We start from the raw sequence: 15,254 nt of genomic DNA on the forward strand, positions 1-15,254 counted from the left end.
CGAAGCGGACCGGCCCGACGCCGGCGCCAGGGCGCGCCAGCGGCCTCCCTCGAAGGCCGCCGGCCGCCGCCGGTCTGGCGGTGCAACGTCGGGCGGGCGGCATGACTATGCGGGCGCGAGAGGATTAAGTCGAATGAAACTTTTTTCACGATCGATTAAGTAAAGCTACATGGACGCGTCGCTGCTCCCCGCGCTCGAGGATGTGCTGATGGTGGCCCGGTCGGGCTCGGTCGCCGAGGCGGCGCGGCGGCTGCACAAGACGCCGTCGGCGATCAGCCAGCAGGTGCGCCGGGTGGAGGAGCGCTTCGGGGTGGCGCTGTTCGAGCGCGACGGGCGCGGCGTGCGGCTGAGCCCGGCCGGCGAGGCGGCGCTCGGCGCGATCACGCGGCTGTTCGACCAGGCGGAGGGGGTGTTCGAGCTGCTCTCGGAGCTGGCGGGGGAGCCGTCGACGACCCTGCGCGTGGCGGCGAGCGACTACCTCGGCAAGGGGCTGCTCGTGCCGGTGATCCGCCAGATGCTCGAGAAGCGCGCGCCGGTGCGGTTCGCGATCACGACGGCGAACTCGGTCGACGCCGCGCGGGGGGTGGAGCGCGGCGAGGTGGATCTGGGCCTCGCGTCGGCGTCCTCGGCGGGCGGCGATCTCGTGAAGCTGCCGCTGTTCGTGCAGCCGTTCCTCTGGGTGGGACCGCGGCTCAAGGGCTCGGCGCCGGCGCTGCGCGAGCGGCTACGGCACGAGCCGCTGCTCCGGCTGGCGCCCGGCAGCGTGGGGCGGCGGATGCTCGACGCGTACCTGGATCGCGAGCGGATCCGGCCCATCTCGACGATCGACGTGTCGAGCGTGTCACTCCTTGTCTCGTACGTCTCCGGCGGGCTCGGCATCGGCCTCGCGCCGGCGCTCGCGCTGACCGAGGTTGCGCGCTCGCGGCTCGACGTCGAGGTCGCGGAGGTCGAGCCGCTGCCGGTCGAGCTGATGACGCGCGAGAATTTCCGGCGCAATCCGATCGTCGAGCGCTTCGTCGAGCGGCTCGCCGCCGAGGGGCGCCGCGCGGAGCAGCGGACGCGCGCGCTCCTCGGCGGCTGACACCGCGCGAGGCGCGCCGCTTCTCGTCAGATCGACGGGGGCGCGACACGAGGGCTCGCTTCGTCGACCGGAGCGCGCGCCCCGGGGCGCCAGAGCGACGGTCGGCCTGAGTGGCTCCTCAGGGCTCGCGCGTGTTGCCGCGTGTGTCCTTCAGCATCACGTCGTGGACGCCGCCCTCGTGGATGCTCACCGCGGACGCGACGGTCAGGCGCGCGCGCATGTACAGGTCGCGCAGCGAGGTGGCGCCGCAGTTGCACATCGTCGAGCGCACCTTGGCGAGGGTGACGTCGAGGTTGTCCTTCAGCTTGCCGGCGTACGGCACGTAGCTGTCGACGCCCTCTTCGAACTCGAGCTGATCCTTCTTCTTGCTCGTATCGCCGTGGTCGTAGCGCTGCCAGTTGCGCGCGCGGTTGCTCCCTTCGCCCCAGTACTCCTTCATGAACTGGTTGTTCACGCGGACCTTGCGCCCGGGCGACTCGTCGAAGCGCGCGAAGTAGCGGCCCATCATGACGAAGTCGGCGCCCATCGCGAGGGCGATGGTGATGTGGTAGTCCTGGCTGATGCCGCCGTCGGAGCAGATCGGCACGTAGACGCCGGTCCTCTGGAAGTACTCGTCGCGCGCCTTGGCCACCTCGATCACGGCCGACGCCTGGCCGCGGCCGATCCCCTTCTGCTCGCGCGTGATGCAGATCGAGCCGCCGCCGATGCCGACCTTGACGAAGTCGGCGCCGGCCTCGACCAGGTAGAGGAAGCCCTCGCGATCGACGACGTTGCCGGCGCCGACATAGGCCGGCTTGCCGAGCGACTTCACGAAGGCGATGGTGTCGCCCTGCCACTCGGAGTAGCCGTCCGACGAGTCGATACAGAGCACGTCGGCGCCCGCCTCCACGAGCGCCGGCACGCGATCTCTGTAGTCGCGCGAGTTGATGCCGGCGCCGACGATGAGGCGCTTCTCGTGATCCACGTTCTCGAGCGGGTGCGCCTGGTGCGACTCGTAGTCCTTGCGAAACACCAGGTACTGGAGGTGCTGCCGCTCGTCGATGACAGGCAGGGTGTTGAGCTTGTGACGCCAGATGAGCTCATTCGCCTCCTGAAGATCGAGGCCGACCTTGCCGCAGTGGATCGACTTGAACGGCGTCATGATCTCGCGCACCGGCGTGCTGAGCGGCGTCTTGCCGAGCCGGTAATCGCGGCTCGTGATGATGCCGACGAACCTGCCCGTGGGCGTGCCGTCCTCGGTGATCGCAATCGTGGAGTGGCCCGTGCGATCGGTGAGCGCGAGGACGTCGCCGAGCGTCGCGTCGGGGCGCAGGTTCGAGTCGCTCACGACGAACCCGGCCTTGTAGTTCTTCACGCGCCGCACCATGGCGGCTTCCTCCTCGATGCCCTGCGAGCCGTACACGAACGACAGGCCGCCGCAGCGCGCGAGCGCGATCGCGAGCTCGGCGCCCGAGACCGACTGCATCATCGCGCTGGTGATCGGCACGCTGATCGTGAGCGGCGCGAGCCTCGGATCCGGCGGCGTCGCGCCCGGATCGGCCTTGAACCGGACGACAGGAGCCGTGAGATCGACGTTCGAGGGGACGCAGTCCTTCGTCGTCAGATTCGGGACGAGCAGGTACTCGCCAAACGTCCTGCTCGGCTCATCGTAGATGAATGCCATGTCGGCTCCTAGTGCAAGGATCCCCGGCTGTCAAACGCGAGCGACGTCGCTCTCCCGTGAAAGTCGTGTAATATCGATGGCTTGCGGGGCAACGGCGGGCTCTGAGGGCGGCGCGAGGGGCGAGGCGGCCGGGGCCCGGCCGCCCGCCAGCGTCGCGGCGAGGCGGTGCAGGAGCCCGGGCGGATGACCGGGCTCCCTGGGGGGCGGAGCTAGAGCGGGCGCACCGGCAAGCAGAGATCGCAGCGGAAGTTGTTGGTCTTGGGATCGTGGAACTCGCCCTGGTAGAGCTCGAAGCAGGGCCGATGGTCGGGCTGATAGCCGCTCTCAGGCAGCCACTTCCCGAAGAGCTGGTCCCAGGCGGCGCCGATCGTGCGCGCGTCGCCGACCCACGCGCCCGCGGCGTACTTGCCGCCGGCGATGTCGGTCACGTTGACGTCGCCGTCCGCCTTGAAGTCCTGCGGGATCACGATGGCGGCGTCGAGGCGGCACTTGGCAGGCTCGGTGACCTTGGGGTTGTCGTGCGCGATGCTGAGGCAGATGCGGTCCGGGGTCCACAGATCGCGGGCGCTCGCCCAGCGGATGAGCCGTTGCCAGGCCTCGCCGACGCCCCCTTCCGGGCCATAGGGGCCGACGGTTCGGACATAGGCCACGTGGTAGCTCGGCAGGGTCTTCACGGTCACGTTCATGATCTCCTCCTCGTGTTGGCGGGCGTCCGCGCCCGACGAGGAGGCATCTTGGTCGGGCGCGCAGGCCGCTGCTTTGCACGGATTGCGCTCGACTTGACCTGGCTTGCGATCCGCTTGCCGCGCGTTGCGCGCGTGCGCGGCGCCGCCGTTGCGCCAGGCGGAGGCGCTCATGCCGAAGCGCTCCTTGAAGGCGCGCGCGAAGGCGCTCGCCGAGCTGAAGCCGTTCTCGAGGGCGATCTCGAGGATGTCGGCGCGCGGCCGCTGCACGAGGTGGCTCGCCGCGGTCTCGAGGCGCGTTCGCTGGATGAACTCGCGAAGGTTCTCGCCCGTGATGGACTTGAACACGCGGTGGAAGTGAAACGGCGAGAACGCCGCCACCGCGGCCAGCGTGTCGAGGGAGAGGTCCTCGGCGCGATGGGCCTGGATGTAGTCGACCACGCGGTTGACCCGCCGCTCGTACTCGGCGCGGCTCCTGTCGGACGTTGCCACAGGCGGAGGGTAGCTGATGGCTGGTTGCAGAAAAAAGTGCCTCGGTGGCGACCGGGCGACCGCACCCAGGTTGCGGCGGCGACCGCACCCAGGTTGCGGCGGCGACCGCACCCAGGTTGAGGTGATTGATCGGGCAGAAGACGACCACACCCGGGTTGCTACCGACGAAGGTCGAGGCCGGGCGACCACACCCAGGTTGCGCGCACCCACCCAGAGCGCGCTCCTCGGTTTGTGTGAGCGCAGGTTCCGCTATCCAGCCGATGCCGCCAAGGCTAGCAGCCGTCGCTGCGACAGCGGTCCAGGTGGCGGACCACGTGGCGGCCGCCACCCGTCGTACCCGTCGCGCCGGCATAAGTCATTGAAATGATTGATCACGATCTCTGGCACGGCATTTGTTCGTATGCCCAGGCCATGAGCCAGCCTCGTGAAATCGCTCCCGGCGCCACCTACCTCATCACCCGTCGCGTCCTGCGCCGGCATCTCCTTCTCCGCCCGGATGCTGCCCTCACCCAGTTCCTGGTCTACACGCTCGCCGTTTCGACCCGTCGATTTGGCATCGAAGTCCACGCTCTTTGCGCGATGTCAACGCATCTGCACCTCGTCGTGACCGATGTGCAAGGCGTTTTGCCGCGCTTCTTGCAGTTTTTTCACCGCATCGTTGCGCTTGGAACGAAGGTCCTCCGCACGTGGGAAGGACCGGTGTGGGACCACGAACCCACGAGCGTGGTGCCAGTTCGCAGGGTCATGGGGCCACCTGACGGCGTTTTTCGCAGGGTCATGGGGCCACCCCAATCGCAGGAGGATGGGGCCACCCGCGCGGGGGCGTGACCCAGTTTTTCGCAGGGTCATGGGGCCAGCTTCCGAGGTTTTTCGCAGGGTCATGGGGCCAGCTCGGGACGCCGCGGTCGGGATCTGAGACGGGCTCCTTCCGATGACGGCGCGGGTCGCCGTCGGAAGGAGCCCGATGCCCTACCGAGAGCTGATCATGGTTGACATCAAGGAAATGCTCCGCCGTCGTGCGGCGGGGCAAAGCGCGCGTCAGGTGGCGCGCGAGACGGGGTTCGATCGCAAGACGGTCGGCAGGTACTTCGAGGCCGCAGCGACGCTGCCACTGCCACTCGACCGCGAGCCGACGGACGAGGAGATTCACGCGATCGCCCAGCGCGTGCAGGCGCGCCCGGTGCCCGACGCGAGCGACGAGAGGAAGCAGATCGACGCGCATCGCGTGCGTATCGAGGCCTGGCTCGCTCAATCTCGCCCGCTGAAGCTGCGGAAAATCCACACGCTGCTCCAGCGCGACCACGGCGTCACGGCGAGCTACGACACGCTCTGGCGCTTCGCCAAGGAGGAGCTCGCGTGGCGCAAGAAGACGCCGACGGTTCGTGTCGCTGATACCGAGCCCGGCGAGGTCGCGCAGGTCGATTTCGGCCTCATGGGCAGGCTGTTCGATCCTGCGACGCAGCGAGCTCGCAATCTGTGGGTGCTCGTGGTGACGCTCGTGTACAGCCGCTACCAGTTCGTGTGGCCGTCGTTCGAGCAGACCACCGTGGCGGTGTGCGCGGGCCTGGATGCCGCGTGGCGGTTCTTCGACGCGATGGCGCGCGTGATCATCCCGGACAACATGAAAGCCATCGTGCTGCGCGCCGACGAGCTTGCCCCCGTGCTCGTGCCAGCCTTCCTCGACTACGCGCAGACGCGCGGGCTGTTCGTCGATGCCGCGCGTGTCCGGTCGCCGAGAGACAAGGCGCGTGTCGAGAATCAGGTCGCCTACGTGCGGGAGAGCTGGTTCGACGGCGAATCGTTCACGAGCCTCGACGACGCGCGCGTGTCGGCTGAGCGGTGGTGCCGCGACGTTGCCGGCGCGCGCGTCCACGGCACGACGCGCGAGGTACCGCGCGAGGTGTTCGAGGCGCGCGAGAGGAGCGCCATGAAGCCGGCGCCGGCAGCACCGTTCGACGTGCCGTACTGGACCGACGCGAAGGTGCACCCCGATCATCACGTGCAGGTGCTCCGGTCGCTCTACAGCGTGCCCACCCGCTACGTCGGCAGCACGGTGCGCGTCCGCGCCGACAGCGCGTCGGTGAGAATCTACGCCGGTACGGAGCTCGTGAAAGTGCACGCGCGCGTCGCGCCGGGCAAGCGTTCCACCGATCCGAGCGACTACCCCATGGGCAAGGACGTCGCAGCGGTGCGCGACGTCGCCTCGCTCATCGCGAGCGCGAAGACGTGCGGAGTGCACGTCGGCGTCTACGCTGAGCGACTGCTCGCGGTGCCATTGCCCTGGACGCGCATGCGGCTGGTCTACGCGCTGCTGCGTCTGTGCAAGAAGTTCGGTAATGGGCGTGTCGAGGCGATCTGCCAGAGCGCGCTCGCGTTTGATGTCATCGACGTGCAGCGCGTGGCGCGCATGCTCGAGACGGCGAAGACGCCGGCGTCACCGTCCACGGGGCAGCGCACGGTCGTTGCGCTGCCCGCGCCGCGGTTCGCGCGCAGCACGGAGCACTTCGCGACGCGCATGCCGGCGGCTGCCGCGACCAAGGAGGACTCGTGATGAGCTCGAGCGATGTCGACCCTGCGCTCATCACAGCGCTCAAGCGCCTTCGTCTCGGCCGCATCGCGGCGACGCTGCGCGAGCGTCTCCTGGTCGCCGAGAAGCAGTCGATGGGACACGAGGAGCTGTTGCTCATGCTGCTCACCGACGAGATCGCGCGCCGCGAGGCCAGCGCGACGGAGAGCCGCGTACGCGACGCCGGGCTCGACCCGGCCATGCGCCTGGAGCTCTGGGACAAGACCGCGAAGGTCAGCTTCGACAAGCGTCTGCTCGGCGGGTTCACGAGCCTACGCTTCCTCGAAGAGCACAAGCACATCGTCATCCTCGGCTCTGTCGGCGTGGGCAAGACCTACCTCGCGAACGCGCTCGGACACCTCGCGTGCCAGCACGGCTACAGCGTGCGCTTCTTGCGCGCGGACGCGATGCTGCGCAGGCTGCGCCAGAGCAGACTCGACAACTCACGCGACGCCGAGATGGTCGCGCTCACGACCGTCGACCTGCTCATCCTCGACGACTTCGCGCTCGAGGCGATGAACAAGGAAGAGAGCCGCGACGTGTACCAGCTCTTCCTCGAACGCACAGGCAACGCTTCGATGATCGTCACGAGCAATCGCGACACGGCTGAGTGGCTCGCGATGTTCGACGACGTGCTGCTCGCGCAGAGCGCCGTCGATCGGTTCAAGAACGCGGCGTTCGACTTCATCATCGACGGGGAGTCGTACAGACCGCGGCTCAAGCCGAAGCTCGACGAGAGCACCACGGCCGCGCTGGTGCCCGCGCGCAGCAAGCCGCCCACCCACCCACGCGGCAGGCGGCGATGACCGCTGCGGCCCCGGCGAGGACGTCGAGCCTGGGGCCGCGCCTCTGACCCCTCGCTCCGAGCGGCGTGCCTCGCCCACCCTCGTCGATGGGACCGCTGGTGTTGCTGGGGGCGGGGCGAACCTGCCTGCTCCTGAGCGTCGCGGACCCTGCCGGGATCTACCGGGGGCCTGGGTGGCCCCATGACCCTGCGAAAAGAGAGACGTCGCCGGTCGCTGCGCGCCCGGCTCCGGGGACCTCGACACGCTTCGCGGTCTCGGGCATGGTCGAGACCGATCACGGTGTCTCCCCCTGGCCCCATGACCCTGCGACGGGGTGGCCCCATGACCCTGCGACGTGGCAGCGTGGTGCGGCTGCTGACGCGCGCGGCTACGGTGGAGAAGATCGCCTACGTCATCGCGAACCCCGTAGCCGCTGGCCTCGTCCGCCACGCGCACGAGTGGCCGGGGGCCAAGTCGGATGTGAGCGAGCTCGGCGGTGGCGCGCTCCGTGCAGCGCGTCCCTCCGTGTATCTTGATCCAGAGAATCGGCAGTGGCCGGCGGAAGCAACGCTTTCGCTCACGCTACCACCCGCCATCGAGCACGACAACGCAGAAGGCTTTCGCCGTGAAGTCGCGACCGAGCTTGAGCGACAGGAAGCGCAAGCCCATGCGGATTTGCAGCGGCAAGGGCTCCGATTATTAGGCAACAAGGGCGCCAGTACGGTCTCCCCTTACAGCCGCGCGACGAGCTTCGAGGCGCTGCGCGATCGCAATCCGACGTTTGCCGTCGGCCGTAACCAGGGCGATGCATGGCGAATCGCTGGTGCCGCTGTGCGAGCGTTTCGTGCGTCATACCGTGCGGCGCTTGAACGATGGCGTGCCGGGGTACGAAGCGCCGTCTTTCCGGGGGGGACGTGGTGGATGCGCATCTATCATGGCGCCAACGTGGCGGACGTCGTGATCGCGATGTAGGCACCTTGGCGGTGCGTCACAGCGCCACAGCAGGGCGGGCCAAGGCGCCGTCGTGGGGAAGGTCCGTCTGGGGAAGGTGAAGCGAGCGGGAGCGTTCTCGTGACGCTGGGGATGGATTGCCGCGCTGGGCTTAACGTTGTGGTCGGATGGGTCTGAGCGAAAGGCACCTTGGGTGCCGGTGAAGTAGACCTGCCCAACCGATGGAGCGATCCGGCTGGGGCCATTCGGGTTAGGTTCATGGCGGATGGTCGACCGAGCCAGGTCGTCTCAACCCGGTTCGACCGTCTTCAGCTGCCCCTCTTTACCTGGTCGAGCGGTCTCGGCAGCCCGGCAGACCTCAACCTGGGTCAGGCCGCAGGCCTCAACCTAGATCGGGTCGGGCGGTGTGGATTGGGTCGGGTCGAGCGGCGTCCGGCAGGCCGCAGGCCTCAACCTGGGTCGGGTCGTCGTCTACTGGAGCTCCAGCTCGACGAGTCGGATCTCTCCCTCCAGGAACCCCGTCTCCCGGAAGTACGTCACGTACTCCACCCGCCCTCCTTCCCGCGCGAGCTCCGCGTGCACGAGGCCGGCATATGGCCACGCCTCCGGGATAGGCGGGACCTCGGCGGTGACAACCACCGCGCTGTCCGACCATGGCCCCTCCGGCGCCGGCGCCGTCCGGAGGGAGATCTCCGACGATACCGGCTCGCTGTACAGCGCGATGTACCTGCCGACGTGCTCGTTCCAATGCACCGACATCATCGGTGCCCCCGCCATGACCGGCTCCGCCTCCTCATGGCCCTCCACCCAGCGCCCGTCCGAGAAGAACCGCCACGCGGCGCGCTCCGTTGCCTCCGCGAGCGCGGCGCGCGCGACGAGGCACGGGCACGTGAGACCCGAGCACGCGCAGGCGTAGGCGTAGAGCATCCCCTCGCGGACGAGCGCCGCCGACGTGAGCGAGGGCTCATCCGCGCCGAAGAGGAGCGTCGGATCCGCAGCGCCCGGGCGTACCTCCGGGCGCGCGAGCGGCGCATCCAAGCTCTCCCAGACCGCGATCGACGAACCCTGCATGTCGAAGTCGAACACCCCGAGCCGCCCCGTCACCTTGCTGTAGAAGACGAGCGCACGGCCGGTCGCCTCGTCGACGACGATGGGGCCCGGCCACAGCGCATAGCGCGCTCCGCAGTCCTCCTCGCACGTCTCCTGCGCCCGAGGGTCGGAGTGCGCGAGGTTGAACGCGAGCTCCTCCTCGGTGAACGGGAGGAACTCCCGCGGCGCGCCGGCCGCGTCGAGCGGCTCGGTGAGCGACGAGAGCCCATCCGACGCATCCAGATCGTCGGTCGCGCAGAAGGTGCTCGACCTCCACAGCGCTCCGTCTTCCCCCGGCATCTCCAGGGTCGTGTCGCCGAACACCCACACCGATCGGTCGCCCCACCGCGCGCTGTAGCCGCCGTCCCGCCCTCGAATCGCCGGGGCAAACTCCAGCGCACCCAGGTCGCGCACCGCACGCACCGCTGCCTCGGGCGCGTCCCCGCCACACCCGGCGCACAGGAGAGCGAACCCCGCGGCTCCCATGGTCCTTCGATAACGCATGCGCGCGAGGGTACCATGGGGAGCCAGAACGCCGCCGCCGTCGGCGTCGCTCCGCCGCCGGACCACACGCGACCGCGGCGCCGACGGGCCGCCGCGCGCGCGGGGGCTCTGGCGTGGAGGACGGCTGCGATCCGCAAAAGGCGAGGGGAGCTACTCCGCTGCTCGGCTCACGGTCCGGAAGACCACGATGTCTCCGCCGCTCTCAGATCTGCCGGCAGGCGGCAGCGCAGCGGCGGCACTCGTCAGCGCACGTCTTCATCTGCGTATCTCCCGTGAGCTTATCGCAGCTCGCCGCGCACTGTTCGCAGAGGCTCGCGCACACGCTCATCATCTGGGTGATCTGCGGCGAGCTGCGCAGGAGGAGCTTTGACGTCGCCTCGCAGATGTCGGCGCAGTCCTGGAGCAGCCGCATGTGCGGGGCGCTCACGTGAGAGCCTCCCATCTCGAGGCAATACTGCGCCGCGTGCGTGCAGATCGAACCACAATCCTGGGTGAACCGGGCCACCTCCCGGAACGATCTGTCCCCCGGAAACTTGATCATGAGAACCCCCCTTGACCCAACTGGCCGCCTCTCGCCGCGAGTACGCCTCGCGACAAGGCGGCAACTTCGGTATCTGGAGGGTGCATGGATTCGATGGCTTTCGCATGTCGGGCCATCCCGCATATAGGCCTCGGAACAGCGACCGACGCCGAGACCGCCGTGCCCTGAACGCCCCTCGCGAACAGCCGGGACGCCGCGAGGCATGCGCGAACGCCTTGCCCGAACGGTTGTTCCCGCCCTGGTCGCTCTCTCTGCGCGACAGCGCGACACCACGACACGCTAGCTCGCGATCGACGCCCGGACGTCGACGGTCAGATCGGCGAACCGCATCGGAGCGGCTGGATCGAGCGGGGTGGCGGTCCGTCAGGACCGTGCCTGAACACTAGCACCCAGGCGCGCGGCAGATACCCATCTTCAGGCGGGCGATCTCCTGGAGCTCCTCGGCGATCTCGAGCGTGCGCATCGCGGCGGCGCGCGCGAGCGCCTGGGCCTCCTCGGTGTCCGCGAGGCGCGTGAGGAGCCGCCGGCCCATCTCGTGGTGATGGCCCTCGTCCGGCTGGATGACCTCGCGGTAAAGGCGCGCGGTCTCGGCGTCGCCTTGCGACTCGCAGTAATCGATGAACGCCTGGTTGTGCACCTTCGCGAGCGCCTCCCGCGTGAACTGGCCCGCTGCGACGCGCTCGACCGTGGAGCCGAGCCCCTTCAAGTACCCGAACATCGGCGTGGGCGGCCCGAACTTCGCCGGGATGGCGGCGGGGTCGACGCCGAGCGCGCGGAGCCGCTCGGCGATGAGCCGGTAGTGCCTCGCCTCGTCGCCGCACTGGCGGGCGAGGGCGAGCTTCACCTCCACGTCCGTCTCGGTGGTGAGCCAGAGCGCAGCCTCCTCGGTCGCCTCGAGCTCCTTCTTGAGCGCGGTCGCGAGCAGCGCCGGGATGCCGACGCCGCTCGCCGGCTCCGCCGCGCGGGCCACTGCGCCGATGTGGGCAAGGCGCTCACCGACCTTGCGGTCGAGCTCGTCGAGGAATTCCTCTGGCTTCATGCGGGGCATGATGGGCGCGCCCCGTGCGGCGGGTCAATAGGCCGCGCTTCCGGCGGCCAGGGGGGTGTACCCTCCTCGAATGGCCTGGAGCTTCCTGCCGTCGTGGATCGATCTCGAGTCGGTCTCGATCTCGTTCGACCTCCCCGCTCGCGCCGTCCTGAGGCGCACCGGAATCGCCGCGCTCGCCACGTCGAGCGCGACGGCGCTCCGCCTGACGCTCGCGCCGGCGCTCCTGCGGATCACCTTCGAGCCGTACCTCGTCATCAACCTGCCGCCGCCGCTCGGCGATATGGGGCTCCAGCAGGTCGAGTACGACTTCCGTTCAGGCGCGATGACGCCCAACGTCTTCTACACGGGAGGGCTCGTCCGGGTCGGAAAGGGATCGGCGGAGGACGAGGCGCGCGCCTTCATGCGCGGACTGGTCACCTCGACGCCCATGGCCATGCCCCCGTACGACCCCACAAGCGATCCCGATCTCGTCGTGACGGTGCGTCAGGTGCTCTCGAACCTCGAGGCCGGCGGCAGCACGGCCGTGCGGGGCGCCCGCTTGTCTGCGCGGCTGACGCTGCACCAGGAGCTCGCGGGCGGGGTGGGCTCGGACGGGTTCCGCATCCCGGCCGGCGCGACCATCGCGGCCAGCGTCGATATCGAGGGCACGCGGCAGGAGATCGAGACCGCGCCGCGCGTGCAGCGCATCGAGGTCGACTGCTCCTCGGCGGTGCTCCACAAGAGGGGAGTCGACCAGGCCGACGTCCGTCGCTTCGTCGTGAAGCGCGGCGGCGAGATCGCCGTCGAGCGGGTCGAGCCGCTCGGCGCGGCACGAAACGCGGCGGGCGCCGAGTCGCTCGTGCGCCTGTTCAGCGCCCTGGTCGCGGGCGGCGGCGTCGCGCTCGACCCGCAGCGCCTCGGGCCGAGCGTCGTGGAAGGGCTCGTCAAGGAAGAGATCGCGCGCGCCCTGCGCCCCGCGCTCGTCGAATGGGTGCAGCAGAACGCGGACGTCGTCGTGGGGATGGACCTGCGGCAGGTGCTCGGGATACCGGCGGCGGGAGGCGACGTGGCATGACGACGGGGAGCGTGGGCGCTCGGAACGTGCGCGCCGCGCTTCTCCGGGCGCCGAGCGCCGGAGGGGTGTTATAAGCTCCGGAATGCGACTCTCCGCGATCCACATCTATCCCGTCAAAGGTTGCCGGGGCCTCGCGGTCGACGAGGCCGCCGTCGACGCGCTCGGCCTCGCGGGCGATCGGCGGTTCATGATCGTCGACCCCGAGGGAAAGCCCCTCACGCAGCGCCCGCTGCCGCGCATGGCGCTCATCGAGACGCAGCTCTCCGAGAGCGCGCTCACGCTCGGCTTCGCCGGCAGGCCGCCGATCTCCGTGCCGCGCAGGGCCGACGGCGCGCGCGTGCTCACGGTCGAGGTCTGGAGCAGCAGCGGCCTCCTGGCCGAGGATTGCGGTGACGAAGCCGCCGCGTGGCTCAGCGGCGTCCTGGATCACCCGGCGCGGCTCGTCCGCATCGGCGAGGCTTTCCGGCGGCCCGTCCTCAAGGCCTCGGTGGCAGGCCCGGAAGACGTCGTGTCGTTCGCCGACGAGTTCCCGCTGCTCGTGATCTCCGAGGCCTCGCTCGCCGATCTGAACGCTCACCTCGAGGGCCGGGGCGCCGCGCCGTTGCCGATGGATCGCTTCCGGCCCAACCTCGTCGTGAGCGGCTGCGCTGCCTTCGACGAGGACCGGTGGGGCCGCGTCCGCATCGGAGACCTCGTGCTCCGCGCCGGCGGCCCGTGCGCCCGCTGCGTCGTCACCACGACCGATCAGCGCACCGCGGAGCGCGGCCCGGAGCCGCTCCGCACGCTGGCCACGTACCGGCGCGACGCGCAGAAGCCCAGCGACGTGAACTTCGGGCAGAACTACATCCAGGAGACGAAAGCCGGCACGTTGCGCGTGGGAGACGAGGTGACGGTCGTGTGACCGAGCGCCCGAACGGCTGCTGCATGGCGGCTCCTAAGGTGTCGCGGCGGCTGCGGGGAGGGATGCGGCGGGCCTGCCTGCGCGGCGCGGATCGCGGCGTGGTCGTGATACAAAGGGCCCATGAAAAAGCACGCGCTTCGTTCATGGATCGTCTCGCTCGCCGTTGTGACCCTGCTCTCCTTCGTGTCGCTCGGCAGCGCGTACGCCGGAGAGGCGGAGAAGAAGCTCGCCCTGGAGCTCACGCACCTCGTGATGCCCAAGGACGTCTACAATGCGCTCCTCGATCAGCTGATGACCAACATGGGAGCCTCGATGCAGCAAGCGGGCGCGAAGATCTCGCCCAGGGACGCCAGCAAGCTGAAGGCGGTGGTCGCCGAGGTGCTGCCGTACGACGAGCTCGTCCAGTGGAACGTCGAGATCTATGCGGGGAAGTTCACCGCCGATGAGCTGAAGGAGCTCATCAAGTTCTACGGCACCCCGGTAGGAAAGAAGGCCGCGAAGCTCCTCCCGGAGATCAGCGGCGAGGTGGGGAAGAAGGTCGGAACGGTCATCGTCCAGCGGATGCCCGCGGCCATGAAGAAGGCCGGGATCCAGTAGAGGGCGCGGCGCTCGGCGGTGCGCTCTGCGCGCTACCGCCTCTGGGCCAGGAAGCCGGCGATGGCGTCGAGCAGCGCCCGCGGCTCGTCAGCGCGCACCCAGTGGCTGCTGCGCTCCAAGATACGTAGATCCGCGCCCGGGATGAGCCGCGCTATCTCCTCCGAGAGATCGGGTGGGCAGATCCAGTCGTGTCGGCCGGCGATGACGAGCGTGGGCACGTCGATCTCGGGGAGGCGCGGCGTGAAATCGAATCTCCGCATGAACCCCTCCAGGCCGACGTTCCACGCGTCGACGCTGTAGATGGTGCGCGCGCGGGCCTCGGCCGCCTTGTGTGGATCGAAGGTGGTCGAGTAGAGCGGCCCCAGGATCTGGAGGAGGTCGGCGAACCGCTCGTCGCTCTCGATCTGGCCGGCCCAGAGGCGCTCGCACGCCGCTCTCTGCTGCTCCGTGCCGCGCTCCGCGACGATCCGCTTCGCCCGGTCGATGAGGCGATGGCTGGCCGCCGTGGCCACCAGGATGAGATGGGAGATGTTCCGCTGGTATTCGAGCGCATAGGCCATGGCCACCATGCCGCCATAGGAGGTGCCCATCACCACGATACGATCGAGGCCGAGGTGCAGGCGCAGCGCCTCCATGTCCTCGACATTGTTCTCGAGGGTATACGTTTCCTTTGGCGCCCGCGCGGAGCGGCCCTGTCCGCGATGATCGAAGTAGACGAGCTGCGCCTGGTCGGCGAGCGGCGTCATCCCGCCCTTGTGCGAGGAGTGATCTGCGCCAGGTCCGCCATGTACGACGAACATCACCGGCTTTTCGCGCATCCGCGGGCCGTCGGGGACGAGGCCCATGCCCTCGACGTCGAAGTAGAGCTCGGTGTCTCGGATCCTGGCGCGCACCGCGTCAGGGTATCCGATCGCGGGGCGCGCTGGCGCGGGCGTGGGGTGCGTAAGGAGTAGCAGCGGAGGCGCAGCTTGTTGCCGGGGCAGCAGGGGTCGCCGGGGCGCTGGCGCGGCCGGTCGCCGTCAGGCAACGCCGTGTCGGGCCAGCCAGTCGAGCTGGCGCTGCCAGGCGTCGGCGGCGGCTTCCGGCCGGTAGCTCGGCCGGTAGTCGGCGTAAAAGGCGTGAGGGACGTCAGGGTAGACCCGGATCTCGGAGTGCGCGGCGCCGGGCGCGCTGGCGGTCTCGGAGGCGGTACGGAGCGCCTCCTGCAGCGCGGTCACCGTCGGGAGGCGGGACCGACCCGACCCAGGTTGAGGTTCGAGATTCCGACCCGACCCAGGTTGAGGTTCGTTCGGTGGTTCC

Annotated in this window: 12 protein-coding genes and 3 pseudogenes; 8 read left to right on the forward strand and 7 right to left on the reverse strand. The window is 69.3% G+C overall.

All coding sequences use genetic code 11. From position 1 onward, the window contains the following. Positions 1-169: 169 nt before the first annotated feature. A complete protein-coding gene (locus tag WMF11_RS00505; protein WP_437906442.1) occupies positions 170-1,081 on the forward strand; it encodes a LysR family transcriptional regulator in 912 nt (303 codons plus the stop codon). Between the two features lie 118 nt (positions 1,082-1,199). On the opposite strand, the gene WMF11_RS00510 is transcribed toward WMF11_RS00505, so the two are convergent. Together WMF11_RS00510 and WMF11_RS00515 are read right to left on the reverse strand one after the other, a co-directional pair. Beyond that, entirely contained in the window at positions 1,200-2,744 is a 1,545-nt protein-coding gene (locus WMF11_RS00510; protein ID WP_437548554.1) for an IMP dehydrogenase, read from the reverse strand. 209 nt (positions 2,745-2,953) lie between these two features. Further along, positions 2,954-3,919, reverse strand: coding sequence for an AraC family transcriptional regulator (locus tag WMF11_RS00515; RefSeq protein WP_437906443.1), 966 nt, complete (start codon positions 3,917-3,919; stop codon positions 2,954-2,956). A gap of 411 nt (positions 3,920-4,330) precedes the next feature. Here WMF11_RS00515 and WMF11_RS00520 point away from each other — a divergent pair. From WMF11_RS00520 to WMF11_RS00535, 4 genes and pseudogenes are all read left to right on the forward strand, one after another. Beyond that, a pseudogene (locus WMF11_RS00520) lies at positions 4,331-4,648 on the forward strand (transposase); the annotation flags it as partial. A gap of 235 nt (positions 4,649-4,883) precedes the next feature. Next, complete coding sequence (gene istA, locus WMF11_RS00525; protein ID WP_437974280.1) at positions 4,884-6,470, forward strand: IS21 family transposase; 1,587 nt, start codon at positions 4,884-4,886, stop codon at positions 6,468-6,470. Further along, the gene (locus WMF11_RS00530; protein WP_437743789.1) at positions 6,470-7,291 is read left to right on the forward strand and encodes an ATP-binding protein; all 822 of its coding nucleotides are present in this window, start codon (positions 6,470-6,472) and stop codon (positions 7,289-7,291) included. Before istA ends, WMF11_RS00530 begins: the two co-directional genes overlap by 1 nt. A gap of 339 nt (positions 7,292-7,630) precedes the next feature. Then, positions 7,631-8,242, forward strand: a pseudogene (locus tag WMF11_RS00535) (transposase); the annotation flags it as partial. A gap of 450 nt (positions 8,243-8,692) precedes the next feature. On the opposite strand, the gene WMF11_RS00540 reads toward WMF11_RS00535, so the two are convergent. The 3 genes from WMF11_RS00540 to WMF11_RS00550 form a co-directional block, all read right to left on the reverse strand. Beyond that, the gene (locus WMF11_RS00540; RefSeq protein WP_437976052.1) at positions 8,693-9,814 is read right to left on the reverse strand and encodes a DUF4185 domain-containing protein; all 1,122 of its coding nucleotides are present in this window, start codon (positions 9,812-9,814) and stop codon (positions 8,693-8,695) included. A gap of 202 nt (positions 9,815-10,016) precedes the next feature. Beyond that, on the reverse strand, positions 10,017-10,355 hold the full coding sequence (locus WMF11_RS00545; protein ID WP_437297157.1) for a four-helix bundle copper-binding protein: 339 nt from the start codon (positions 10,353-10,355) through the stop codon (positions 10,017-10,019). Positions 10,356-10,737: 382 nt separating this feature from the next. Continuing rightward, positions 10,738-11,394: a ferritin-like domain-containing protein gene (locus WMF11_RS00550; RefSeq protein WP_437976053.1), complete on the reverse strand. Its 657-nt coding sequence runs from the start codon at positions 11,392-11,394 to the stop codon at positions 10,738-10,740. A gap of 79 nt (positions 11,395-11,473) precedes the next feature. On the opposite strand from WMF11_RS00550, the gene WMF11_RS00555 reads away from it, so the two are divergent. From WMF11_RS00555 to WMF11_RS00565, 3 genes are all read left to right on the forward strand, one after another. Continuing rightward, positions 11,474-12,457, forward strand: coding sequence for a hypothetical protein (locus WMF11_RS00555; protein ID WP_437906446.1), 984 nt, complete (start codon positions 11,474-11,476; stop codon positions 12,455-12,457). 82 nt (positions 12,458-12,539) lie between these two features. Continuing rightward, on the forward strand, positions 12,540-13,358 hold the full coding sequence (locus tag WMF11_RS00560) for an MOSC domain-containing protein (RefSeq protein ID WP_437976054.1): 819 nt from the start codon (positions 12,540-12,542) through the stop codon (positions 13,356-13,358). 120 nt (positions 13,359-13,478) lie between these two features. Then, positions 13,479-13,955, forward strand: a complete 477-nt coding sequence (locus WMF11_RS00565; RefSeq protein ID WP_437906448.1) for a DUF2059 domain-containing protein — start codon at positions 13,479-13,481, stop codon at positions 13,953-13,955. Positions 13,956-13,987: 32 nt separating this feature from the next. Here the strand turns inward: WMF11_RS00565 and WMF11_RS00570 are convergent, their stop codons facing one another. Continuing rightward, the gene (locus WMF11_RS00570; RefSeq protein ID WP_437906449.1) at positions 13,988-14,848 is read right to left on the reverse strand and encodes an alpha/beta fold hydrolase; all 861 of its coding nucleotides are present in this window, start codon (positions 14,846-14,848) and stop codon (positions 13,988-13,990) included. A gap of 126 nt (positions 14,849-14,974) precedes the next feature. Further along, positions 14,975-15,181, reverse strand: a pseudogene (locus WMF11_RS00575) (dienelactone hydrolase family protein); the annotation flags it as partial. Positions 15,182-15,254 lie beyond the last annotated feature (73 nt).

Source organism: Sorangium sp. So ce295, from assembly GCF_051527405.1.
Lineage (GTDB): Bacteria > Myxococcota_A > Polyangia > Polyangiales > Polyangiaceae > Sorangium > Sorangium cellulosum_B.

Coding starts and splice junctions, on each gene's coding strand:
- WMF11_RS00505 (WP_437906442.1), top strand. CDS start 170: ATGGACGCGTCGCTGCTCCCCGCGCTCGAGGATGTGCTGATGGTGGCC.
- WMF11_RS00510 (WP_437548554.1), bottom strand. CDS start 2,744: ATGGCATTCATCTACGATGAGCCGAGCAGGACGTTTGGCGAGTACCTG.
- istA (WP_437974280.1), top strand. CDS start 4,884: ATGCCCTACCGAGAGCTGATCATGGTTGACATCAAGGAAATGCTCCGC.
- WMF11_RS00530 (WP_437743789.1), top strand. CDS start 6,470: ATGAGCTCGAGCGATGTCGACCCTGCGCTCATCACAGCGCTCAAGCGC.
- WMF11_RS00540 (WP_437976052.1), bottom strand. CDS start 9,814: ATGCGTTATCGAAGGACCATGGGAGCCGCGGGGTTCGCTCTCCTGTGC.
- WMF11_RS00545 (WP_437297157.1), bottom strand. CDS start 10,355: ATGATCAAGTTTCCGGGGGACAGATCGTTCCGGGAGGTGGCCCGGTTC.
- WMF11_RS00550 (WP_437976053.1), bottom strand. CDS start 11,394: ATGAAGCCAGAGGAATTCCTCGACGAGCTCGACCGCAAGGTCGGTGAG.
- WMF11_RS00555 (WP_437906446.1), top strand. CDS start 11,474: ATGGCCTGGAGCTTCCTGCCGTCGTGGATCGATCTCGAGTCGGTCTCG.
- WMF11_RS00560 (WP_437976054.1), top strand. CDS start 12,540: ATGCGACTCTCCGCGATCCACATCTATCCCGTCAAAGGTTGCCGGGGC.
- WMF11_RS00565 (WP_437906448.1), top strand. CDS start 13,479: ATGAAAAAGCACGCGCTTCGTTCATGGATCGTCTCGCTCGCCGTTGTG.